At 36.3% G+C, this 22,742-nt stretch carries 22 protein-coding genes and 1 other annotated feature; of the genes, 20 read left to right on the top strand and 2 right to left on the bottom strand.

Translation table 11 applies throughout. The annotated features are described in order from the left end of the window. Window positions 1-20 precede the first annotated feature (20 nt). The 4 genes from rlmD to OZX76_RS02600 all read left to right on the top strand — a co-directional run bounded on the left by rlmD (window position 21) and on the right by OZX76_RS02600 (window position 3,582). Window positions 21-1,367: a 23S rRNA (uracil(1939)-C(5))-methyltransferase RlmD gene (gene rlmD, locus OZX76_RS02585; RefSeq protein ID WP_277180669.1), complete on the top strand. Its 1,347-nt coding sequence runs from the start codon at window positions 21-23 to the stop codon at window positions 1,365-1,367. 61 nt (window positions 1,368-1,428) lie between these two features. Beyond that, on the top strand, window positions 1,429-1,962 hold the full coding sequence (locus tag OZX76_RS02590) for a hypothetical protein (protein ID WP_277180671.1): 534 nt from the start codon (window positions 1,429-1,431) through the stop codon (window positions 1,960-1,962). Further along, on the top strand, window positions 1,959-2,624 hold the full coding sequence (locus OZX76_RS02595; protein WP_277180673.1) for a hypothetical protein: 666 nt from the start codon (window positions 1,959-1,961) through the stop codon (window positions 2,622-2,624). Before OZX76_RS02590 ends, OZX76_RS02595 begins: the two co-directional genes overlap by 4 nt. After that, complete coding sequence (locus tag OZX76_RS02600) at window positions 2,608-3,582, top strand: hypothetical protein (RefSeq protein ID WP_277180675.1); 975 nt, start codon at window positions 2,608-2,610, stop codon at window positions 3,580-3,582. The genes OZX76_RS02595 and OZX76_RS02600 overlap by 17 nt, the downstream gene beginning before the upstream one ends. Window positions 3,583-3,605: 23 nt before the next feature. On the opposite strand, the gene OZX76_RS02605 is transcribed toward OZX76_RS02600, so the two are convergent. Further along, window positions 3,606-4,346, bottom strand: a complete 741-nt coding sequence (locus tag OZX76_RS02605; protein ID WP_277180677.1) for a DNA methyltransferase — start codon at window positions 4,344-4,346, stop codon at window positions 3,606-3,608. A 114-nt stretch (window positions 4,347-4,460) separates the two neighbouring features. Between OZX76_RS02605 and OZX76_RS02610 the strand changes: the two genes are divergently transcribed. The 10 genes from OZX76_RS02610 (at window position 4,461) to OZX76_RS02650 (ending at window position 13,263) form a co-directional block, all read left to right on the top strand. After that, the gene (locus OZX76_RS02610) at window positions 4,461-5,309 is read left to right on the top strand and encodes a DNA adenine methylase (protein WP_277180679.1); all 849 of its coding nucleotides are present in this window, start codon (window positions 4,461-4,463) and stop codon (window positions 5,307-5,309) included. An 11-nt stretch (window positions 5,310-5,320) separates the two neighbouring features. Beyond that, complete coding sequence (locus OZX76_RS02615) at window positions 5,321-6,094, top strand: site-specific DNA-methyltransferase (protein ID WP_277180681.1); 774 nt, start codon at window positions 5,321-5,323, stop codon at window positions 6,092-6,094. Next, window positions 6,091-7,020 carry a type II restriction endonuclease gene (locus OZX76_RS02620; RefSeq protein ID WP_277180683.1) on the top strand — a complete coding sequence of 310 codons (930 nt, stop codon included), beginning with the start codon at window positions 6,091-6,093 and terminating at the stop codon, window positions 7,018-7,020. The genes OZX76_RS02615 and OZX76_RS02620 overlap by 4 nt, the downstream gene beginning before the upstream one ends. Window positions 7,021-7,026: 6 nt before the next feature. Then, on the top strand, window positions 7,027-8,346 hold the full coding sequence (locus OZX76_RS02625) for a hypothetical protein (RefSeq protein ID WP_277180685.1): 1,320 nt from the start codon (window positions 7,027-7,029) through the stop codon (window positions 8,344-8,346). Beyond that, window positions 8,336-10,294, top strand: a complete 1,959-nt coding sequence (locus tag OZX76_RS02630) for a DUF262 domain-containing protein (protein ID WP_277180686.1) — start codon at window positions 8,336-8,338, stop codon at window positions 10,292-10,294. Before OZX76_RS02625 ends, OZX76_RS02630 begins: the two co-directional genes overlap by 11 nt. A gap of 126 nt (window positions 10,295-10,420) precedes the next feature. After that, window positions 10,421-10,672 carry a hypothetical protein gene (locus OZX76_RS02635; RefSeq protein ID WP_277180688.1) on the top strand — a complete coding sequence of 84 codons (252 nt, stop codon included), beginning with the start codon at window positions 10,421-10,423 and terminating at the stop codon, window positions 10,670-10,672. After that, window positions 10,672-11,046: a type II toxin-antitoxin system PemK/MazF family toxin gene (locus OZX76_RS02640; RefSeq protein WP_277180690.1), complete on the top strand. Its 375-nt coding sequence runs from the start codon at window positions 10,672-10,674 to the stop codon at window positions 11,044-11,046. Before OZX76_RS02635 ends, OZX76_RS02640 begins: the two co-directional genes overlap by 1 nt. Before the next feature lie 186 nt (window positions 11,047-11,232). Then, complete coding sequence (locus tag OZX76_RS09830) at window positions 11,233-11,985, top strand: FGGY family carbohydrate kinase (protein WP_348635188.1); 753 nt, start codon at window positions 11,233-11,235, stop codon at window positions 11,983-11,985. Beyond that, window positions 11,985-12,728, top strand: a complete 744-nt coding sequence (locus tag OZX76_RS09835) for an FGGY-family carbohydrate kinase (protein ID WP_348635189.1) — start codon at window positions 11,985-11,987, stop codon at window positions 12,726-12,728. The genes OZX76_RS09830 and OZX76_RS09835 overlap by 1 nt, the downstream gene beginning before the upstream one ends. A gap of 67 nt (window positions 12,729-12,795) precedes the next feature. Beyond that, window positions 12,796-13,263 (top strand): GNAT family N-acetyltransferase, encoded by a 468-nt coding sequence (locus tag OZX76_RS02650; protein WP_277181470.1) that lies wholly within the window; start codon window positions 12,796-12,798, stop codon window positions 13,261-13,263. Window positions 13,264-13,327: 64 nt separating this feature from the next. Here OZX76_RS02650 and OZX76_RS02655 read toward each other — a convergent pair whose 3' ends face one another. Continuing rightward, window positions 13,328-14,515, bottom strand: coding sequence for a hypothetical protein (locus OZX76_RS02655; RefSeq protein ID WP_277181473.1), 1,188 nt, complete (start codon window positions 14,513-14,515; stop codon window positions 13,328-13,330). 190 nt (window positions 14,516-14,705) lie between these two features. Here OZX76_RS02655 and OZX76_RS02660 point away from each other — a divergent pair, with 190 nt between their 5' ends. From OZX76_RS02660 to OZX76_RS02685, 6 genes are all read left to right on the top strand, one after another. Continuing rightward, the gene (locus tag OZX76_RS02660; protein ID WP_277180692.1) at window positions 14,706-15,905 is read left to right on the top strand and encodes an amidohydrolase family protein; all 1,200 of its coding nucleotides are present in this window, start codon (window positions 14,706-14,708) and stop codon (window positions 15,903-15,905) included. A 13-nt stretch (window positions 15,906-15,918) separates the two neighbouring features. After that, on the top strand, window positions 15,919-17,103 hold the full coding sequence (locus OZX76_RS02665) for an amidohydrolase family protein (protein ID WP_277180694.1): 1,185 nt from the start codon (window positions 15,919-15,921) through the stop codon (window positions 17,101-17,103). A gap of 50 nt (window positions 17,104-17,153) precedes the next feature. Then, window positions 17,154-17,393, top strand: a binding site (T-box leader). 45 nt (window positions 17,394-17,438) lie between these two features. Beyond that, entirely contained in the window at window positions 17,439-18,623 is a 1,185-nt protein-coding gene (locus tag OZX76_RS02670) for an amidohydrolase family protein (protein ID WP_277180696.1), read from the top strand. Window positions 18,624-18,710: 87 nt separating this feature from the next. Further along, window positions 18,711-19,892: an amidohydrolase family protein gene (locus OZX76_RS02675; RefSeq protein WP_277180698.1), complete on the top strand. Its 1,182-nt coding sequence runs from the start codon at window positions 18,711-18,713 to the stop codon at window positions 19,890-19,892. Window positions 19,893-20,024: 132 nt separating this feature from the next. Continuing rightward, window positions 20,025-21,491, top strand: a complete 1,467-nt coding sequence (locus OZX76_RS02680) for an MFS transporter (protein WP_277180700.1) — start codon at window positions 20,025-20,027, stop codon at window positions 21,489-21,491. 122 nt (window positions 21,492-21,613) lie between these two features. Further along, window positions 21,614-22,615 (top strand): D-2-hydroxyacid dehydrogenase, encoded by a 1,002-nt coding sequence (locus tag OZX76_RS02685; protein WP_277180702.1) that lies wholly within the window; start codon window positions 21,614-21,616, stop codon window positions 22,613-22,615. The last annotated feature ends 127 nt before the right edge of the window (window positions 22,616-22,742 follow it).

Here is a 22,742-nt window from a genome sequence, read left to right on the forward strand (position 1 = left end):
TTTGTAAAAAAGGACGAAAGATGGAAAAAAATCAAATTATCGACTTAGAAATCACCGACTTATCTTACGAGGCAATGGGAGTAGCGCATTATGAAGGAATGACGGTCTTCGTCACCAATGCGCTGCCAGGTGAAACGGTTAGTGCCAAAATCTTAAAGGTCAAGAAGCGGTTCGCTTTTGCCAAAATCGAAAAGATTATTAAGGAAAGCCCTGACCGGGTAAATATCAAGCTTAACCAGTGGGTGCAAACTGGGCTGGCATCACTGGCCCACATTAAGTATGACAAACAGTTGGAATTCAAGCGTAATCAGGTGGTCAACTTGTTGCAAAAGGCTCATTTGGACAATGTTGAAGTCGGTCAGACTTTGCCAAGTCCAGAAGAGACAGGCTATCGTAACAAGGCGCAGGTGCCGGTGCGGACAGTTAACGGACAATTGGAGATTGGCTTTTTCAGACGGCATTCACACGACTTGGTGCCATTGACTAATTTCTTTACGACCGATCCCGAAATTGACCGCGTTTTGGTTGCCGTTCGTGACATTTTGCGTGCCAGCAAGGTACCAGCTTATGATGAAATTCATAATAAGGGCGAGGTGCGCTACCTTGATGTGCGCCGTAGTAAGGCTAATGGTGAACTGATGGTCATCTTGGTTTGTCTGCACAAGGATTTCCCTCAATTAGAAAAAATTGCCTCAGAAATCAAGAAAATCGAGGGTGTTACAAGCTTAGTCTTGAATTACAACCCGAAGAAGACAAATGTTATTTTGGGTAAGGCTGACTACTTAATATTTGGTAAGCCGCAGATTGTTGACCAAATTGGTGATGTTAAGTTCAGAATTTCACCAGAGAGTTTCTTCCAAATTAACTCGCTGCAAACACCAAGATTGTACGACTTGGCAATTAAGCAAGCTGACCTGCAACCAACTGATACAGTGATCGATGCTTATTCTGGTATCGGAACGATTGGCTTGAGTGTTGCCAAGCACGTGAAGAGTGTGCGCGGGATTGAAGTTGTGCGGGATGCCGTTAAGGATGCCAATGACAACGCTGAAATGAACGATATTCACAATGCTAAGTACTTTGTTGGCAAGGCCGAAGACTTAATGCCGCGCTGGGCTGCTAAAGGTATTACCAGCGACGTGATTTTCGTTGACCCACCAAGAAAGGGCTTGACGCCAGAGTTTATTGCTGGTGCAGTTAAGACCGGTCCAAAGAAAATTGTGTATATCTCCTGCAACCCCGCAACTCTTGTGCGCGACTTGCAAGAATTCCAAAAGCTGGGTTATGACTTCAACCGAATTGATCCTGTTGATATGTTCCCACAAACGCCACATGTCGAAGCAGTAGCAGTGTTGACGAGAAAATAGAAAAGGTTTTAATTTTTTAAAAGTATGTATAATAAAGAAAGATGTACATTGGAGACATAAAATGAAAGCCTATAAGGGCGTTAAGTTATATAATAATTATAAGAAAGTACATATAAAGGATATAGCTAAGATTTTTTCAAACAATCCTTATTACACTATTATTAAGCACAGTGATATTGTTATATTCAGTTATACACCAGATTGTTACTTACTGAATTTAAGTAAGGTAGAAGAGTGTTTAATTGATGATTTTAGTTTGTTAATTATTACAGATTATAAAATAAAAAAATTGTTGGATAATTTAGATAAATTGCATTTAAAATTTAACACTATAAGCTTTAATACTACAAATAATGAACAGGTAGATGAAGTAACTAATGACTTTTTTCAGCAATTAATTATTAACGGAAACTTTAGTGCCGTGTTTAACCAATTGAAAGATTATAATCTTAAAGTTGCTGAATGTGGTTTTTTGCTACCTGATAATTCAATTGTGAAAATTACGCAATATGGTACTATATATGCAACTGATTTTGAAGAAAATAAACAAATCATGAAGAATGTAGTTGACTTTATGTTTGAAGGCAATTTATGAGTAAATATAGTAAACCAATAATTAAATTTATAGTTACGGTATCGCTTCTTTTTCTCAATCAAAAATTTAATTGGTGTAAATATATTTTTGATATATTTAATATTCGTAGCGAAAATATAGCTTATTTTATAAACAGTATTGAAACACTAATAATTTCTGTAGTTCCTGAATTAATAATTAAGTTATATACAGTACTTAGGCCCAACATATCTATTTTTTATTATAATGATGCGGAAGAGCAAATATCAAATCTTAAATTTAATAGTAAGAGCCCTTTGGAGTTGGAAACAAAGAAATTTCACATTAAATTAGGAGTAAAATATTCGAGAGTATTTGGCTTTATTTTTAATTGCCTTGAGTCTTATATATTTATAAAATTAAACCCAAAAATAGGTGCTTTTGAATTAGAAGAAGGATATGGTCTTTCAAATGATTGCATAAGAAGTGATAAAAATGGTGTAAGAATATATTTCATCAAAAAGTTCTGTCCATCTAATAAAATTACTTATGTAGAATTTAAATTAATTTTACAATGCTTTTCAGATGGTGAAGCTGAAGTTCAAGCGTCATTGAAAAAAGCAGGAATATTTTCAAAGTTATGTAAATTAAAGGTAGAAGAAGCAGTTATAGAAAGTAAAATTAATAATGAATCAGTTGTATAAAAATCAAAGATATACTTTTATCAAAATAAATTCTGGTATTAAAAATTTAAATGAATTAAAGAGTAATATTTTAAGTAAAATTTATAAGCAACAGTTTAATGCAAAAGAAATTGAATATGATTCTAATGATGAAGAAACATATTTTTTATATAAATGGGAAAACATAGATGAAGAAAGTTTAACTGATGCAGGGATGACGTGTAAGTTTAGATATTTTTCAGCTATTGCTACTTGTGAATTTTCCACAAGAAAAATTAGAGATGATAATAAGAAATTATTACCAAAAAAGGAGCGGTTAAATTTACAAAAAACAGAAGTAATTTTTGCTCAAAAAGATTCTCAAGTTTTTTGTATAATATATTCATTTGACAATTATGAGTTAGATAGAGTTAGAAAGTTAATTGGTTTTTCTAATATTGAACCTCTACCAGCTGTATATCAAATTGTACCAGAAATGTTTACATGGCTTTTTTATAAATATATTACTAATAATAATGATTTAGGCTATTGTATAACAATTCAAGGAATAACAAGTTTTACTGGAAATATACTATCCAGTGAAAATAAGTTTGCTGGTAATAGTTATGTGACACCTGATCTAATAATTACTAAGGCATTTTTAGCTAATAATTATTCTATAACTTCAGTTCAACTAGATATTGAAGTTGAAAGTAGTATTACATCTTTTTATATTAATCAAACAAGTACAGATAATGAGTTGAGAGTAATGGCCTTAAAAGGTTCAGTAGCTGATGTTTTATTGGATTCAGGTAATGAATTGCATATTATGCCTATATATATTTTATTTAATATAATACCAAAAATATTTAAAAAATATACTGAAGAAATAGATGACTTTGAAAATAATAAAAAGAAATCTTTTTTATCCGTACTTGGTGTAGAAGTAGTAAAACAGATAATGGCTAGAAATAATTTGACTATAGATGATATTAAGTAGTGCTGCTTGTATAGCATATGTTTTTAAGATAACTTTTTAAATACAAATAAGTATTCATGTTGCAATAGTAAAAAATTCAAATTTTTTGCCTGCTTCCATTTTTGAGTATCCTTCATATTGAATTGCTCTTTAATAGCAATTTCTTTAAGCTTGAATTTGTTGTTTAGAAAAATTTGTAATATTTCTAAGCCTAATGGTTTAACATAACCATTTTTTCTAATGTCACCGATTAAGATTGCACAATATTTATTATTCTTAAGCACACGATACGATTCTTTAGCGACTTGATCCATTTTTAATAAGAATTTTTCATAGGTTAAGAGTGATAAATCGTCTTTTTGATTTTGACTGTATTTAATAATGTTTGCATAAGGCGGATGTGTACAAATTAAATCAATTGAATTGTCTGGTATAAAGTTTAAATTGGAGGCGTTGCCTATTCCTAAATATGATTTAGTATGTTTTTGAGTTAAAAAATTTAATTTCTTTTTAGAAATATCAATTGCAGTTGGATTAATGTCAACGCCAATACCAATTCGATTTAATAATTTAGCTTCAATTAAAGTTGTACCACCACCAAGAAATTGATCTAACACGATGTCATTTTCTTTTGAGTATCTTAGAATGATGTTGCGAGGAATGTAAGGTGAAAAATTGCCACGATATTTACTATTATGCGTTGCCCAATAACCATGATCTGGAAAAGACCAAATTGAAGTTTTTTCTAAATTAAAGTTTTCAGGATAAAATTTAAAATCGTTCATAAAAATACGTCTCCTTATAAATAGGTACGTATTTTTTTGTCAATTCACTTTGTAAAGGGTAATATATTGAATAGACTAGAGTTTGTTGAGCCAACTGAAAGGGATTTTTAATTTATGGAAAAGCAAGTAGCATTAAGACCAATTACAAAATGGGTGGGAGGCAAGAGACAATTATTGCCTAAATTGCATTCTTTAATGCCATCTTCGTATGATATTGACTCTAATACCTACTTTGAACCGTTTCTTGGCGGTGGGGCAATGCTATTTTCTTTGGCTCCTAAAAAAGCTGTTATTAACGATTTGAACGCTGATTTAATAAATCTCTATCGTGTTGTACGTGACGAGCCTGAAGAATTACTAAAGCTGTTAAAAGAGCATCAAGCCAACAATTCAAAAGAATATTATTTGAAAGTTAGAGCAGAAGACCGAAATGAAAACTTTAGCAATTTAACTAAAGTTGAAAAAGCTGCTAGATTATTGTATATGCTTAAAGTTGATTTTAATGGTATGTATCGTGTTAATTCAAAAGGACAATTTAATGTGCCATATGGTCGATATAAGAATCCCAAGATAGCTGATTACGAAAACATTATGACTGTGAGTGAATATCTTAGTAAAAAGGGAGTAGAAATTTATCAAGAAAATTATAGTGAGGCAGTACAAAAAGCAGAAAAGGGAGATTTAGTTTATTTTGATCCACCGTATATTCCTTTGTCTGAAACGGCTAACTTTACGTCTTATACCTCTGAAGGATTTAATAATAAAGATCAAGAACAATTAAGAGATCTGTTTTTTAAATTATCGAATAGTGGAGTAAATGTAATGTTGAGTAATTCAGATACACCTAAGACTCGCGAAATGTATGCTAAAGCTAATATTCATGAAGTTCAAGCAAATAGAGCTATAAATTCGAATGCAAAAAAACGTGGTAAAATTGGTGAGTTAATAATAACTAACTACTAGAGGAATGCTAAATGAAAGAATTTTATTCTGATAAATTAGTGACTTTATTTAAAGAAGATGCATTTAATTATTTGAAATCTTTAGCTGATGAAAGTATTGATTTAATAGTTACTGATCCACCATATTTTTTAAGTAATGGCGGTTTATCTAATAGTGGCGGTAAGATGGTTAGTGTAAATAAGGGTAAGTGGGATGAACTTGACCCAGATTCTGCAGAACAATTTTATTTGAAACTGCTTAAAGAATGCAAACGAATTCTAAAAAAAGATGGAACACTTTGGCTATTTGGTACATTACATAATATTTATTTATTAGGTTACTTACTTAATAAGAATGATTTTAAAATTTTGAATAATGTTACATGGCAAAAAAGTAATCCCGCTCCTAATTTAAGTAGAAGAATGTTTACACATTCGACTGAAACAATTCTCTGGGCACGAAAAAAAGATGGTAAGCAATATTTTAATTATGATTTAATGCGAGCAGAGAATAATCATAAGCAAATGAAGGATGTATGGACTACATCAACGATTTCTAGATCTGAAAAAAGATTTGGAAAGCATCCAACACAAAAACCATTAGCATTATTAAAAAGAATTTTAGAAGCTTCGTCAAAACCTGATTATTTAATATTAGATCCGCTTATTGGGTCAGGAACTACAGCAGTTGCTGGAAAACTGTTAAATAGAAAAGTAATTGGTGTAGATTCGTCTGAAGAATATCTTGATATTGCTGTTAAGCGTTTGAGAGATTATAAAAATGAAAAAGTGGGAAAAATAAAATGAATTATGCAGAGTATATAAATTTAAGTAATGAGGAAAAATTTAACTATTTCATGTCTACAATTTTTCCCACTAATCGGACACCTAGATATTGGGTAAATTGGGATAAGGTTCGTAAGAATATTCAAGAATATGAATTATCCTTAAATACGCTTAATTATTTAGTGGGTAAAGACAATATTATGGAAGAAGCAAAATGTTTGTTCCAGGCTCAGCCACAATTGTTAAGAGCAATTCCAGTTTTGTTGGCTAGTAGAGATGCAGAGTTGACTGTGTTGGAATTAGCTGATGATGGAGCTATGAATCATTATGATGTTAATTTTGATAAACCTGATATTAGTAAAGTTGATATTTATTTAAAATTTATGGAAGAGACAGGATTATTAGAATTTTTACAAAAAGATTTAAACCAATCTTTGGTAGATTACGTTTATGGTGTGGAAACTGGATTAGACAGTAATGCACGTAAAAATCGTGGTGGCACGCAGAATGAAATAATCTTAGAACGAAATTTAAAAAGTTTGTGTAACTCGAACCCTAATTTGGAATATAAAACACAGGCTACTAGAAATGTTATGAAAAAAGATTGGTCTATTGATGTTCCAGAATTATTGCCGGAGGGTAAAAAGGGTGGAAGACGTTATGATGGAGCAATCTTAAATCGAAAAACAAATAAAACCTATATTGTTGAAACTAATTTTTATGGTAGTGGAGGCTCAAAGCTGAAGTCAGTTGCTGGTGAATTTAGTAATATGTATATTGAAAGCTTGAAAGGCCGTCAAGATATAGATTTTATTTGGATAACCGATGGACCTGGTTGGAAGACCGCTCGTAACCCATTAAGTGAAGCCTTCAATGCTATACCTAAAATTTTTAATTTAAATATGATAAAAAATGATTTTTTATCAGACGCGGTTAAGGGTTTTTAATAATCAATGACTAGAAATGATAAGGCTTGGGAAAATATTTTTAATATATTTCAATTAAATAACAAATTTAAAAATACACAAGTATATAAAATCAGTGCAGATGAATTAAAAAAATATTCTCATGAAGAACCTAGATTAATGACTAAATTTGACTGGTCCAAAGCAAGACCACAAATTTTCAAAGATAATAATATCTCTATATTACCCGATTCGCGTGGAACCTATGTTCTTGGAAAATTTAAAGCATACAAGAAATTGGATATAAGTGATATAAAACCGATAAAAGTCAAATTACCAAGTTGGATTAAATCATTTAATGGCATTAATATTACTTCTGAACAAATGGCATTGAATGTTGCACAAGCGACTGGAATGATTGATAAAGTTTTAAATGAACTTTATCTCATTAGTAAACCTGAGCCAGTAAGTACTATAACTGGAAGAAAAAGTTCTGGTAAATTTAATTATAGTATCGATTTATATGATAATAGTAAGTATGACTTTCAAGTTAATAACAGTCAGATGGAAATCGATGGTGCATTTGAGGGATTAAATAGTTTAATGCTAATTGAAGCTAAAAGTAAGATACCACAAGACTTTTTAATCAGACAATTATATTATCCATATAGATTTTATTATAATTTAAATTTGAATAAATGTATTATTCCGGTTTATTTTACTTATACTGACGATATTTATACTTTTCATATTTTTAAATTTGATGATGAAAATAACTATTCAAGTATTTATAAAATAAAGCAGATAAGCTTTATAGTTGATAATGATAAAGGTATTTCCGTTGAAGATGTTAAAGAAATTAGTGCGCAGAGTACAAATAAAACAAAAAAGGCAATATTTCCTCAAGCCAATAATTTTGCTTTAATGATAAAAATACTTAATTTTTTAAAGAAACCACAAACAAAAGTGCAAATTGCAAAAGAGTGTGCTTTTGATCCTAGACAAGGTGATTATTATGCTAATGCACTTATTTATCTGGGTTTGGCCGAAAAAGAAAAGGTTCAGGGTAAATTTAACTTTAAATTATCAAAATTAGGAAAATATGTTATTAGTTTAGATAGTCTTAATAAAAGAAATAGGATAATTATAAAGCAAGTTCTATCCCAAAAAACATTTAATGATATTTTTAAATATGTAATAAAAAACGATTTAATAATACATAGTAAAGTTGTAAAAAACATTTTGTTAAGCAATGAAACGTCTATTAATGGTGATACTATCAACAGAAGATATAGTACGGCTATAAGCTGGATGAATTGGATTTTTGATAGGATGGACACTGAGAAAGAGTTAATTATTGAAAGCTGACACCACACATTTATTTGATTTTTTATCACAGAACAAAACTATTTTTGAAATTCCTGTTTTTCAGCGAAACTACGAGTGGGACGAAGAGCAGTGCGAGCAGCTTTTTAATGATCTTGTACTTGCTGCACAGAACAATCGCGATCATTTTATTGGTACGATTGTTTATGTTTCTGAGACTGGTTCGAATCTAAGCCATCTCAATCGCATTATTGATGGGCAGCAGAGATTGACAACTTTAACTTTGTTGTTAAGGGCAATAGCCAATCAAGATGAAGAGCATCGTCAAGAAATTGAAGAGGAATTTTTATTCAATAAATATTTAGCTACCAATAATCATTTGAAGTTTAAGCCGATTGAGCATGATATTGCTGCTTTTAATGCAGTGATGAATAACAAGCTGGCAGAATGTTCTGAACCATCTAAGATTATTGAAAATTATCACTTTTTTGAACAAAAACTGCAGAATAGCTCATTTAAGATTGCTGAATTATATGAAGCAATGAATCATTTTGAACTTGTGTGGATAGAATTAAATAATGACCAAGTTGAAAACCCTCAAGAAATTTTTGAAAGCTTGAATTCAACTGGGAAGTCCTTATCAGCATCAGACTTAGTTCGCAATTTTTTGTTAATGGGGTTAGATACTGATGAACAGCAGCAATTGTACCAAGAATACTGGTTAAAGATTGAAGCAATTTTTTCAACAAAGACTTTTACAGAATTCTTACGGCATTATTTGATTATGAAGACACATGCAATGGTTAAAAAAGACCGTGTTTATGCTGCCTATAAGAACTTCTTTTATGATAAACAATTGAACGCTGAGAGTGCCTTGCGTGAGCTAACTAATTTTGCTAGACTTTACAAGCAATTATTAGAGGCAAATACTGCATCAACAGAATTAAATAAAATTTTATTGCACATTAATATTATGGATAGCAGGGTTTTATATCCATATTTGTTGAAATTACTAGCAGATGAAGAAATTAATTCAGATCAAATTATTGAACTTGCAGCAGTACTTGAGAATTATTTGTTTCGGATTAAAGTTTGTAGTCGGCCAACAAATGGCCTGAATAAGACTGTGGTGGCGCTTTGTGAAGGCGACGATCATTTATTGGACCGAGAATTAAGACTTTTGAAGAATACTTTTCCAAGTGACAGTGAACTCAAAGCTAGTCTGATGACCACTAATTTATATAAGTTGCGCAATAATATGGCTAAGTTAACTTTGGTAATGCTAGAAGAAAGTCGCACTAAAGAAGTAATTAACTTTGAAGATGCGCAAGTTGAGCATATTATGCCGCAGCATTTAACTACTGATTGGCGTGTGCAGGTCACAAATGCGGATCGGGTTAATGAGCAATATGGTGGCAGCTTGGGTAATTTGACGTTGACTAAGTATAACCAAGAAATGAGCAATCGGACTTTTACAGAAAAGAAAGAATTTTATCGTGATTCAAACATTAATTTAACTCGTGAAGTTGCGCAGAGTTATTCTAATTGGGATGAAACAGCGATAACTACTAGAGCTAAACAGTTAATTGCGGAATTATTGCAGATTTTTCCTAAACCGAAGGTTTATAGTGAGAAGCAAGCTGAGCAGGTATTAGCAGGTGAGTATAATTTTACTGACGAAGTCAACATTACTGGTAGAAAACCTACTTCACTCACTATTGGTGATACCAGTTATTCAGTGACATCTTGGCGTGCGGCTTTGATTACGCTGCTGGATTATCTTTGGGATGAGGATAGCAGTAATTTAACGCAGATAAAGCAGGATCCAAGTTTACAGAAAAAGTTATTTTCAAGTTTGCGTAGCCCATCAACTTTGAAGAATGGCCTTCAAATTGAAACTAATTATTCAGCGCGTGATATTCTTGCAATTATGACAAAAATCACTGAGGTCCGCGATATTGCAGAACAAGTAAGCTACACTATTAACTGATAATTTGAGTTTATTGGGCGTATTTAAATAAAAAATTGATTTATATCATTTTTTGCAAGATATACAAATGTATTTACGTAATCAGTGAAATAAGTTATACTATTACTTAATAAAGGGGTGTTTAGCATGACCAAGTTAGTTAGTCTTCGTAAGTCCGGTAATAGTATGATTTTGACTGTACCGGCTAATTTTAATGAAAAAATAGGCAAAAAATATTCGGTTGAAAAGGAATCTGATGGCACGATTGTTTATTCTCCAATTAAAAAGAGTAACATTTTTGCGACTGCTGATTGGCAAAATTATGATTATCAAGCTGATTTGAGTACTGATTCTGAGTTATCCGAACTTAGTTCAATTGGTAAAGAAAGGCTAGACTAGTGCAGTTACCTCGGCAAAAAGATATTATAGTTATTGAAGCTGAACCGCATTCTGGTAAAGAGTATGGTGGACATTCACCGCAAGATCACAATATTCGTCGTCATATGGTTGTTATGAGTTCCGATGAGTATACAGCGGCTACAGGAATGGTTTTAGTAATGCCAATTACTACGTCAGAAAGATATCGTAATAATCCACACTATTTGCCTATTTTATTGCCGGGAGGATCAACTAATGGCGTAAAGGGGTATATTGCTCTGTGGCAGTTGCAGAATTATGATTTCAAATCACGCAATGGTAAAGTTGTTAATTCAATTAATGAACGTACTTATGATCGATTGTTATTTTTTGTTAAGGACATGTTAGGGATTTAGCTATGTCAGTTAATTGCTGACCTGCTGACAGAGTTTCTGATGATGACAGTTACGAAATTTTAATATTTTATAAATTTCCCAAAAAAGTTTTTTCACCAACGGTTGAGAAGACTTTTTTTAATGTGCTTAAAAGCCCAATTACGCGGTATACTTAAAAGGAGAGCAATAGCGATACAGGAGGAAATTGTGGATTATTCAATTGGCATTGATATTGGTACGACAAGCACTAAGGCGCTGCTATACCATGACAATCAGGTGGTTGCCAGCAGTCATCGGGGTTACAAGTTGTTTCGCGATGAAACGGGCATGGCAGAAGAAAATCAGGCAGATATTTTGAATGCGGTTGTCGAGGTTTTGCGTGCGGTCATGACCAAAGTGAATTTTCAAAATGACAAATTGGCATGTATCGCTTTTTCCAGTGCTAATCAAAGTCTGATTGCCTTAGATAAAAATTTTCGTTCGTTAACTAGGCTGCAGACTTGGGCCGATACGCGTTCAGCCAAGTATGCGGCGGAGTTAAAGGCCACGCCGCTGGGGAAGAAAATTTATCAAAACACGGGAACGCCAATCCATCCTATGTCATTGTTGGCTAAAATAATGTGGTTGAAGCGCGACAAGCCAAAGATTTTTCAAAAGGCTGCTTATTACTGCGGTATTAAGGAATATGTTATTTACCATTTATTTGGCGCTTGGCAAATGGATATGTCGGTTGCTAGCTGCACGGGTTTGTTTAATATAAAAGATTTAACTTGGGATAAGGTTGCTCTGCAGACTGCGGGAATTACGGCTAATCAATTGCCACCAATTGTTGATGTGTACCAAAAATTACCTAAGCTCAAGCCCAAGTATGCCAGCTTGATTGGCTGTCCTGAAGATGTCCCCTTTATTCAGGGAGCGCCTTATCCAACGTTGGCTTGGGAGCAGCTGAACAGGGTGTGATGGCGCTGACTGTCGGCACTTCTGGTGCACTGCGAGTGATTACCGACCATCCCGTACTTGATGAGCATGCAAGGACATTTTGTTATTTGCTCGATAGTAAGCATTACGTGGTTGGTGGTTCGGTTAACAGCGGCGGCAGCGTTTATGAATGGGCGGTTAGAAACTTGTTGCCGCAGGGAAGTAACTTGCCATACGAGCAAGCGAGTTCATTGGCAGCTCAATCTCCCGCTGGTGCTCATGGACTGATCTTTTATCCATTTTTAGGTGGTGAACGAGCACCGCTATGGGATGCCAATGCTCGCGGCGCCTTTTTCGGCTTGAGCCAAGTGCACGACCAGAGTGATATGATTCGGGCCGTACTTGAAGGCATTGCTTACAAGTTGAAGCACGTTTTGCAAATTCTTGAAAAAGTTGTTGGGCAGCCTAGCGTCGTTCTTGCGGCTGGGGGCTTGGTGAAGTCAAAATTGTGGTGTCAAATCTTGGCAGATATTCTCGAATATCCCGTTATTGTGCCGGCTGATGTTGAATCGTCTTGTTTAGGAGCGAATATTGTGGGTCTCAAAGCTGTGCAGAAGTTTACTGCTTTCAAAGATGCAGCACAGCAGCACGATGTGCAAGCCAAGTTTTTGCCAACACCCGCTAATTTGCCTAAGTATCAGCAATTATTCAAAATTTACCGCGATTTACTGCCAAAATTGCAACCGGAATTTGCTGCAATTACTGCAATTCAAAAGGAAGGATGATATTATTTTAATTTCTAAATCTGTTGTATATCCTAATCATGAGTACCGTGAGGCTAAAAAATTATATTTGGCTGCATTTCCCAAGTGGGAACGATTCCCGTTGTGGCAGCTCAACTTAATGGCTCTGCACAGATGCGTCCAGTTTAAGACACTTTATGATCATGAAAAATTTTGCGGGTTAGTCTATTATGTTGTGGGCGAACACATTATTTATTTAGTCTATCTGGCAGTTAATCCTGATTTGCGCGACCAAGGTTATGGCACACGGATTTTGCAGCATTTGAAGGCAGAATTTCCTGATCAGCAATTGGTTCTAGATATTGAGCCAGTTACTAAGAGTGCTAAGAATTATCGCCAACGTGTGCGGCGATTGCGATTTTACCGGCGAAATGGTTTTCACCAGACGTCAGCCAAATTAAGAGATAGTGATGGACAATTTCAAATTTTGACAACAGGTAAGAAGCTCAATAAGCCTTCAGTGATCGCAACGCTCAAGCAGATGAGTTCGGGCTTTTATCATTTTAAAATTGAATAAATAAAACGTCTTTTCGCAGTTAGGTGAAGAGACGTTTTTTAATAAATTGGTGTTATTTTAAAGGTTACAGTAGCTTCAAGAAGACAGATGCAATAATTACTGAAGCAACTGATACTGTTGCAAAGCCACCGACGAGCATTTTAGGTAATATTTGATCAACCAAGACAGCTTCTTCGTCCTTGTCTTTAGCGACATTATGGCAAATTTCTGTTGTCAAAATGTAGTCGGCAGGGAAGCCGAAAAGTGCTGTTAATGAACACGCAAAGGCCATTTCTGGACTCATCCCAAAAGGCTTAGAAAGAATAGCAGATGCAATGAACATTCCCAAGATTCCGAGCAGCATAAGGACAATAATTTGAACAAAAACCTGTCCGATAATTTGCGGAGTTGTAATACTTAATTGTGCAAAGATGTAAGCTAGTAAACCATACATCAGCCATTGAAAGACGTTGGCTTTATTTAAGGCACTATCTTCCAAAAAGCCTAATTGGTGCGCAACAACACCGAATATTAAACAAACAACATTAGCATTTAAGTCAAAGTTAAATGAAGATTTTAACCAAAATGAGAACCAATTTGCCAATAAGGCAACAATACCCACTTTAACTAAGATAAAAGCTGCTGTATGGTATTGAGCAGGCAATTTGAAGCTGGATTTTTTACCAGTTTCTTCTTTTTCTTCTTCAACTGAAATCGGTTTTTGAATGTTGCCTTTATGGTATTCACGAACAACACGATGCCCCTCACGCTTAAGCATCCACGCAGTTAGCGGATAACCAACTACTGAGTGCATAACGAACATGGCAATCGGGAGGGCCACTAAAGACGTAATGCCAACAGCCTTTAACCCGTTAGTCATTAGTAATGCGGATACAAGTCCACCAGTTAATGGTGGAACAGCAGCAATAACTGTATGCCAATCAAAAATTTTAGTCCCGATTGTTAAGGTTAATAGCAGGGTCCCTGCAACTCCTAATAATGAGATACAGACCGCTTTCCATTGTTGGATTAATTCCTTTAAGTTCATTAGGGTGCCAAGATGTACTAGCAATAACGAAATACAGATGTTAGCAAAGTCAGGACCAAATGATGCCTTGGCTACAACATCCTTTGGCAGGAAGGTCCAATAGCCAATGGCAAACAAGACAGCCGTAATAAAGACTGATGGTACATAAGCGTTGGTTAGTGAAGAGACCCACTCCCCAAGCATAATAAAAAGCATAACAACCGCAAAAGAGATTGCGGCGTACATCGCTGGATTCATAATTCAATCACTCCTAAAAAATAAATTAAAATTGTATGAGAATGATTATAAAAGAGAATTTCAATTTTGGCAACATTTTTTTGAAAGTAAATGTTGTAAAATATTAAAATAAATCATAGAATATAATTATTAAATTAAAAAATAAATATAAATAATTAATAAGAATAAGGAGTTAAGCATGACAACGTTATACAAAAATTGTAATTTGTTCGATGCAGAAACTGAAGAGTTGCAAAACAATGCCTGGTTACTGGTAAATGATAAAGGTCTGGTGGAAAAGAGCGGTCAAGGATCAGTGCCTGCTAGTGATGAAACGGTTGACTTGCACAACCAGTATATGATTCCAGGATTAATTAATGCTCATACTCATATCATGATGGATCCAATGAATAATCACACTGCTTACTTATCAGAAACAGAAGCTACTGTTAATGCAATCAAAAACTTAAATACTTTGCTACATAATGGGGTTGTGGCAATTCGTGATTGTGGTGCTGTTAATGATGTTGATGTTAAGTTGATGAAATTAATGCACCAAGGTAGAGTAGTAGGTCCTGAAATTGTTCCTTCAGGTCGACCAATGAGTATTTTAGGCGGTCACGGCGATTTTCCAGAAGGCGATGACGGCAAAGAAGTCTGGGGGCACTTAACTACATGTGCTGCTGATATGCGTCAAGGCGTTAGAGAAGAGTTTAAGCATGGTGCTAAGAATATCAAGGTAATGGCTACTGGTGGAGTAATGTCACCAACTGATCGTGTCGATGATACCGAGCTTAGTGCTGAAGAACTGAATGCTGCTGTTCAAGAAGCACATTCTAAGCACATGACGGTAGCTTCACACGCCCAGGGTAACCGGGGGATTCAGTTGTCACTTGAGGCTGGTGTTGATTCTATTGAACATGGTATTTTTGTTGATGAAAGCCAAATGGAATTAATGATTAAACAAGGTACTTGCTTAGTTCCAACGTTAAATGCTTGTCAGTGCATTTTTGACGCTCCTAAAGGCTCAATTCCTGATTATATGATTGCCAAGAATGTCAAGGTTAAGCAGGCTTTCTTTGAAAATGTTGGTAAGGCAATTAAAAAAGGTGTACGTGTAGTTGTTGGGACTGATGCGGGAACACCATTCAATCGTTTTGACAATGGAACAACTACAGAAATGCAGCTACTTGTTGAAGCAGGAGCAACACCGCTTCAAGCTTTATTAGGAGCCACTAAATATGCTGCGGAATTGATTCAACTTAGTGAAGATTACGGTACTTTAACTGCGGGTAAGAAGGCCAACTTCCTTGTCTTAAAGGATAATCCACTGGCTGATATTAAGGCAGTAGCGCAAGAGGATAAGCAAGTTTACCAGAATGGTCAGTTAGTAGAGTAATGGAGGTATTCAAATGACTAAAACTGCATATACAAATTTAAATCTTTATGATGGTGAACAAGAAAAGGTAACTACTGGTAGTTATCTTATTGTTGATGATGAAACTGGTAAGATTACAGCGGTAGGAACCGGAGCAGTTCCTACTAACGATAAGACGGTTGACCTTGCAGGAAGGTATGTCATGCCGGGATTAATTAATTGTCACGATCATATGATTATGGATCCTGATGATCCAACTGGTGGGACAGCAACTGATGTTGTCCGTACAACTGTTAATTCTGTCAAAAATTTGCACACAATGCTTAAATCTGGTGTTACTTATGTTCGTGAGTGTGGGTCGACTTATGATGTTGACATTACAATTGCTCACATGATTGATGAAGGTAAAATTACCCAAGTCCCAGAAGTTATGCCATCAGGGCGACCATATTCAATGACTGGTGGTCATGGTGATATGCCGAACTTTGGCCATCTAGTTGACTCACCTGATGAGATGCGCAAAGCTGTACGTCAAGGCTTGAAGAAGGGCGCTAAGGCTATCAAGGTTATGGCGACTGGCGGTGTGATGACTAAGAATGATTTTATGACTGACCCACAGCTGAGTGTTGCAGAAATTCATGCTGCTGTTGAAGAGGCTCATCATAAGGGACTGATTGTTGCCGCTCATGCTGAAGGCAATCCAGGAATTATGAATGCAATCAAGGCTGGTGTGGACTCAATTGAGCACGGTTTTTACGTTAATGACGAGGAAATTGATCTAATGCTTAAGCAGGGAACATATTTAACGCCAACGGTTGTTGCAGATTGGGCGTTCCCAACATATGCTGTAGGTAAGGTTCCCGATTGGGAAGTCAAGAAGGCTAGCGATGCACTAGCAGATTTACGTAAGAATATCACTCATGCGAAGGATCGTGGCGTTAAGATCACGTTAGGTACTGATGCAGGGACACCATTTAATGACTTTTCAATGACGCCAATTGAGTTGCAACTGCTAGTAGAACAAGGCTTTACTAATTATGAAGCCCTGAGGACGAGCGTTCATTCTGCACAATTAATGAAGATTGATGATGAATATGGTACTCTGGCTGTGGGCAAGTATGCCGACTTTTTAGTGCTTGCTGGTAATCCACTTGAAGACATTAAGGCAGTTGCACAAGAGGATAAGGCTGTCTATAAGAAGGGTCAGCGTGCATATTAAGGTTGAATATTCCTCTTGACTAAATTAAATAGTAATGATAACTTTATTATAATAACATCTTGAAAAGCAGAGTAACTATTTGTGAGTCTCAAAAGAGAAGCGAAGTTATGGTGAAAGTCGTTAGACAAGTGGTAGTGAACATGGGCTTTGAATTGATGACTGCTGGCGATAGTTAGCTAGCAGCGGTGCTGCAGCCGTTAGCAATGCAAGCTATTGTTAGATAGCTAGTGAGGTTTGCCATGTAAATGGCAAACAAATTAAAGGTGGTAACACGAGCGCTCGTCCTTAAATTGGGACGGGTGCTTTTTTTAATTGCCAAAATAGGAGGCATTTTGATGAGCAAAACAATTTTTACCAATATTAATTTATTTAATGGCAAAGACGATGAAATTAAGGCGGACAATTATCTGCTGGTAGATGATAAAACCGGCAAAATTATTCAAACAGGCACGGGACAATTACCGCAAGCTGATAAAACAGTTGACTTAGGAGGTAAGTATGTCATTCCTGGATTAATGAATTGCCACACGCATATTTTTATGGACCCGACAACTCCTGATGGTGGCTCAAGTGCAGGCGTTGTTCCGTCAACTGTTCGCGCCGTGCAACATTTGCATGACTTACTAAAATCAGGTGTTACGTATATTCGCGAGTGCGGCAGTACTTATAATATTGATATCGAGCTAGAAAAATTAATTAAGGCTGGTAAGTTAAGCAAGGTACCTGAAATTATGTCAGCAGGACATCCGTTTTCAATGACTGGTGGTCACGGTGATATGCCAAACTTTGGTCGCTTGGTTGACTCTCCTGATGAAATGCGCAAGGCTGTGCGGCAGGGAATTAAAGAAGGCGCTAAAGCGATTAAGGTGATGGCGACTGGTGGCGTCATGACAGAGAGTGATGCATTAGATCAACCCCAATTAAGTGAGGCTGAAATACACGTGGCAGTTGAGGAAGCGCACCACAAGGGATTAATTGTTGCGGCCCACGCTGAAGGCAATCCAGGTATTTTGAATGCGATTAAGGCTGGTGTGGATTCAATTGAACATGGCTTTTACGTTAATGATGAAGAAATTAAATTGATGTTGGAAAAGGGCACGTACTTAACGCCAACAATTGTTGGTGCTTGGGCCTTTATTGAGTATGCTCCCGGCAAGATTCCTGACTGGGAAATGGCTAAAATCTCGGCAGCTTGGAAAGACTTGCGTGGCAATATTACTAAGGCAAAGAACGCTGGTGTCAAGATTACTTTGGGCACAGACGCCGGCACGCCATTTAATGACTTTACGATGACGCCGCAAGAATTGCCGTTACTAGTTGAGCAAGGTTTTACTAACTTTGAGGCCCTAGAGACAAGTTTGAATGATGCCAAGCTTATGAAAATTGATGATGAATATGGAACTTTGGAAGCTGGTAAATATGCAGACTTTTTGGTTTTGGATAAAAATCCATTAACTGATATTACAGCAGTTGTTCAGAAAGATAAGGCTGTCTATAAGAAGGGACTGCGCGCATATTAAAGAAAAAATACGTTTTTGAATTGGAGTTGTTCTCGAGCTTAAAAGAGCATAAAATGGTTTTATTTAATAAAACCAAAGGAGAACATTATGAAAGTTCTATACCAAAATTTAAATTTATTTGATGGTGAGCAAGATGGCATCCAAGAAAATTCTTGGTTGGAAGTTGATGAGCAAACGGGTAAAATCACGGCTTTGGGCAGTGGCGACGCGCCACAAGCTGATAAAGTGGTTGATTTACAAGGAAAGTACGTTATGCCAGGGCTGATTAATTGTCACGACCATATGGTGATGGACCCGACAGATCCGCGCGGCGTAACTGACTTTAACGTGGTGGAAACAACAGTTGATTCTGTTCAGCACCTGCACGAAATGCTGAAGTCTGGCGTTACCTATGTGCGTGAGTGCGGTTCAACTTTTGATATTGATTTAACAATCGCCAAGATGATTAATGAAGGTAAAATCACTAATGTCCCTGAAGTAATGCCATCAGGGCGCCCATATTCGATGACTGGTGGTCACGGTGATATTCCCAACTTTGGCTATGTTGTTGATTCTCCTGATGAAATGCGCAAGGCAGTTCGTCAGGGGCTGAAGCGCGGTGCTAAGGTAATCAAGGTTATGGCGACTGGCGGCATCATGACTGAACGTGATTTTATGGATGATCCTCAACTCAGTGTTGCCGAAATTAAAGCGGCAGTTGAAGAAGCACATCATAAAGGAATTACGGTTGCAGCTCATGCTGAAGGAATTGCAGGCATTATGAATGCAATTGAGGCCGGTGTAGATTCGATTGAACATGGCTTTTATGTCAATGATGAAGCCATTGATTTGATGCTAGAAAAGGGCACGTACCTGACGCCAACAATTATTGCAGCCTGGGCCTTTCCAGAATATGCAGTTGGAATTGCACCAGACTGGGAAATGAACAAGGCAAAGAAGGCATTAGCTGACTTGCGTAAGAATATTGCTCACGCCAAAGACCGCGGCGTCAAAATTGCGTTGGGTACAGATGCCGGGACAACTTTTAACGGCTTTTCTAAGACTCCTGTGGAATTACAATTACTAGCTGATGATGGTTTTAGCAATTTTGAAGCTTTGCAAACTAGTGTCAATTCCGCCAAACTTATGAAAATTGATGACGAGTATGGCACGCTTGCAGTTGGTAAATACGCTGACTTTTTGGTTTTGGATGCTGACCCACTGGCAGATATTAAAGCAGTTGCTCAGGAAGATAAGGCTGTTTATAAAAAAGGCCGGCGAGCATACTAAATTTAATTCAAAAACTATGTCTATCCCTCTTGCTTTTTTAGCAGATAGCTTCATAATTGAAACAAGAAAAATAAGTCCCTATCACTGCAACGTGGTAGGACTTTTTGTGTGATTTAATTTTGAGGAGCAAGAATGACTAAAAAGCAGATTAAATATGTCACGCTGGCGCTGATGCTTGGCAATATTATGTCGGGGCTGGATGGTACGGTGATTAACACCGCGATTCCAGCAATTGTTGCCGCCTTGCATGGGATTCAGTTTATGGGGTGGATTGTTGCCATCTTTTTATTAGGGATGTCGATTTCGATTCCCTTATGGACTAAAATCGGTGAGAAAATCACTAATAAGTTAGCTTTTGAAATATCATTAGTGCTGTTCATTATCGGCTCTATTTTTGAAGGCTTGGCACCAAATATCTTCTTCTTTTTAGTTGCGCGTTTGGTCATGGGCATTGGTGCCGGTGGCATGGGGTCCTTACCCTACATTATTGTTGGTTATATTTATCCAAATATTAAAACGCGGACGCGGATTTTAGGCTATTTAACCGCAAGTTTCAACGTTGCTGCGATTATGGGGCCGCTAGTTGGTGGTACCATTATTGATACAATGTCATGGCACTGGGTCTTTTACCTGAATGTACCAATTGGAATTATTGCGGTTATTTTGAGCATGTTATACTTCCGGCCGATAACGCCAAAATCTACCCGTAAGTTTGATTTTTCTGGTGCATTATTACTGGCACTAGGCTTATTAACGTTTTTAATGGGGATTCAGCTCCTAGGTTTGACCAGTAATTTAATTGTTGCAGTATTGGTTGCAATTAGTTTGATTTTTATTGGCGGTTTTTTATGGCGAGAAAAGCGGGCTACCAACCCAATTATTCCTCTAGAGATTTTCAAAAATAAGGCGTTAAATGGTGACTTTTTACTTTTTGCGTTTACTTGGGGGGCATATTTAGCTGTCAATACTTATTTACCAATGTGGGCTCAGGCTCTCTTAGGGACTACGGCACTTGTTGGTGGCGTGACCTTGGTGCCGAACTCAATTGTTGACATTACGGCTTCGCAAAGTGTTTCCTTTATTAGTGACCGAGTGCGGACGTTTACGCTGGTACTAATTGGGATTATTAGCATCATGATTTCAGTTGGCGGGATGTTTTTGGCTGACTTGCAAACACCGCTGCTATGGTTGACCTTTGTTTGTGCGTTCTCTGGGATTGGTGTCGGCTTTATCTTTGTCGCACTGCAAGTTAAAGTGCAGGTAGATGCGGGGATGACCAACATGGCAACAGCAACGTCTACTTCTTATTTAATTAGAATTTTGGCACAAACAGTAATGTCAGCTGTGTACGGCGTTATTATGAATATGGCTTTGGCACGTGGCGTCCAGCAGGATAGCGGTATTACGATGCACATGATGAACGAGTTAAGTGATGCTAAAACAGCAAAATTGTTGCCGGCAAGACTACTGCCGACGATGCGGACGATTTTCCATACAGGTATTAAAGAAATTATGCTGGTGTCATTGCTGTTACTGGTTATTGCGTTTGGTCTGAACTTTTACTTCAATTGGCATACTGATGTGCAAAAGTCATTTTAGGTTAATAAACAAAAATAAATTTAATATAGATTTAAATAAATTATAAAATAAAACTTTAATTCTTTGCTAATGTTAGTTAAAATATAAGCAAAGATTTTTTGTTTAAAGGAGGATTCATCCTAATGAAAGTTTTACTATATAATATGACGCCTGAGCAAATGGTTTACGTTGATAAATGGCGCAAAAATCATCCTGAAGACGATTTGAAAACAAGCGAGGAGATTTTGGATGCGTCAACAGTTGACATGGCCAAGGGCTTTGATTGTGTCAGTATGATGCAAGTTGTCGATATTGACCAAGAAGTAGTCTATAAGAAATTAGCTTCTTTTGGCATTAAACAGTTGGCCTTGCGGTCAGTGGGCTACAATATTATTAACTGGGACTATGTCCACAAATATAACTTGTTTGTCACTAACACACCGGCATACTCACCAAGAGCTGTTGCTGAAAACACGCTGACTTCTGCCATGTATTTGCTTCGTAACTGGGGTCAAATCCTTCAAAATGAAAAGCGCGACCTGAACTTTGTTCGTGAAGAAAACCTGATGAGCGACGAAATCTACAATAAGACAGTCGGAATTATCGGTCTAGGTCGAATTGGTACGGCAACTGCTGAAATTTTCAGTGCCTTGGGCGCTAGAGTTATCGGTAATGATTTAATTGAAAACCCAGCTAACGAGGCTTTCTTGGAATACACTGACTTTGACACAGTTATTAAGGAATCAGATATTCTGACTTTGCATACGCCACTTGACCCGTCAATTGTTAATATGATTAGTGCCGAGCAATTTAAGCAAATGAAGGACACGGCAATTATTATTAATGATGCCCGTGGGCCACTCATTAACACTGAAGACCTAGTAGATGCTTTAAAGAATCATGAAATTGCCGGTGCTGCCTTGGATGTTTTGACAGAAGAAAATGATTTCTTTATGAAGAAATTTGATGATATTTCTGAATTGCCAAAGACTTACCAAGAATTAGCCAAGATGCCAAATGTTGTCATTACACCGCACTCAGCTTACTATACTAAGACGTCAGTTAAGAACATGATTGAGCACAGTATGACCGATATTAAGCGGGTTTTGAATGGTCAAAAGCCAGTTTATCTTGTTGAAATGTAATTGAGAATTTTAAACTAAATAAGCGATTAACTTTTTTAAGTTAGTCGCTTATTTTTTGAGGTAAAATTATCAAAATTTTGTTTGTTCGCTTATAATTAGAGTGTTGGTATAATTGATGTCGTTGTGG

It is taken from the genome of Lactobacillus sp. ESL0677, assembly GCF_029392875.1.
GTDB lineage: Bacteria > Bacillota > Bacilli > Lactobacillales > Lactobacillaceae > Lactobacillus.

Excerpts from the sequence above, each read along its gene's own strand:
- rlmD (WP_277180669.1), top strand. The coding sequence starts at position 21 with ATGGAAAAAAATCAAATTATCGACTTAGAAATCACCGACTTATCTTAC.
- OZX76_RS02590 (WP_277180671.1), top strand. The coding sequence starts at position 1,429 with ATGAAAGCCTATAAGGGCGTTAAGTTATATAATAATTATAAGAAAGTA.
- OZX76_RS02595 (WP_277180673.1), top strand. The coding sequence starts at position 1,959 with ATGAGTAAATATAGTAAACCAATAATTAAATTTATAGTTACGGTATCG.
- OZX76_RS02600 (WP_277180675.1), top strand. The coding sequence starts at position 2,608 with ATGAATCAGTTGTATAAAAATCAAAGATATACTTTTATCAAAATAAAT.
- OZX76_RS02605 (WP_277180677.1), bottom strand. The coding sequence starts at position 4,346 with ATGAACGATTTTAAATTTTATCCTGAAAACTTTAATTTAGAAAAAACT.
- OZX76_RS02610 (WP_277180679.1), top strand. The coding sequence starts at position 4,461 with ATGGAAAAGCAAGTAGCATTAAGACCAATTACAAAATGGGTGGGAGGC.
- OZX76_RS02615 (WP_277180681.1), top strand. The coding sequence starts at position 5,321 with ATGAAAGAATTTTATTCTGATAAATTAGTGACTTTATTTAAAGAAGAT.
- OZX76_RS02620 (WP_277180683.1), top strand. The coding sequence starts at position 6,091 with ATGAATTATGCAGAGTATATAAATTTAAGTAATGAGGAAAAATTTAAC.
- OZX76_RS02625 (WP_277180685.1), top strand. The coding sequence starts at position 7,027 with ATGACTAGAAATGATAAGGCTTGGGAAAATATTTTTAATATATTTCAA.
- OZX76_RS02635 (WP_277180688.1), top strand. The coding sequence starts at position 10,421 with ATGACCAAGTTAGTTAGTCTTCGTAAGTCCGGTAATAGTATGATTTTG.
- OZX76_RS09835 (WP_348635189.1), top strand. The coding sequence starts at position 11,985 with ATGGCGCTGACTGTCGGCACTTCTGGTGCACTGCGAGTGATTACCGAC.
- OZX76_RS02655 (WP_277181473.1), bottom strand. The coding sequence starts at position 14,515 with ATGTACGCCGCAATCTCTTTTGCGGTTGTTATGCTTTTTATTATGCTT.
- OZX76_RS02660 (WP_277180692.1), top strand. The coding sequence starts at position 14,706 with ATGACAACGTTATACAAAAATTGTAATTTGTTCGATGCAGAAACTGAA.
- OZX76_RS02665 (WP_277180694.1), top strand. The coding sequence starts at position 15,919 with ATGACTAAAACTGCATATACAAATTTAAATCTTTATGATGGTGAACAA.
- OZX76_RS02670 (WP_277180696.1), top strand. The coding sequence starts at position 17,439 with ATGAGCAAAACAATTTTTACCAATATTAATTTATTTAATGGCAAAGAC.
- OZX76_RS02675 (WP_277180698.1), top strand. The coding sequence starts at position 18,711 with ATGAAAGTTCTATACCAAAATTTAAATTTATTTGATGGTGAGCAAGAT.
- OZX76_RS02680 (WP_277180700.1), top strand. The coding sequence starts at position 20,025 with ATGACTAAAAAGCAGATTAAATATGTCACGCTGGCGCTGATGCTTGGC.
- OZX76_RS02685 (WP_277180702.1), top strand. The coding sequence starts at position 21,614 with ATGAAAGTTTTACTATATAATATGACGCCTGAGCAAATGGTTTACGTT.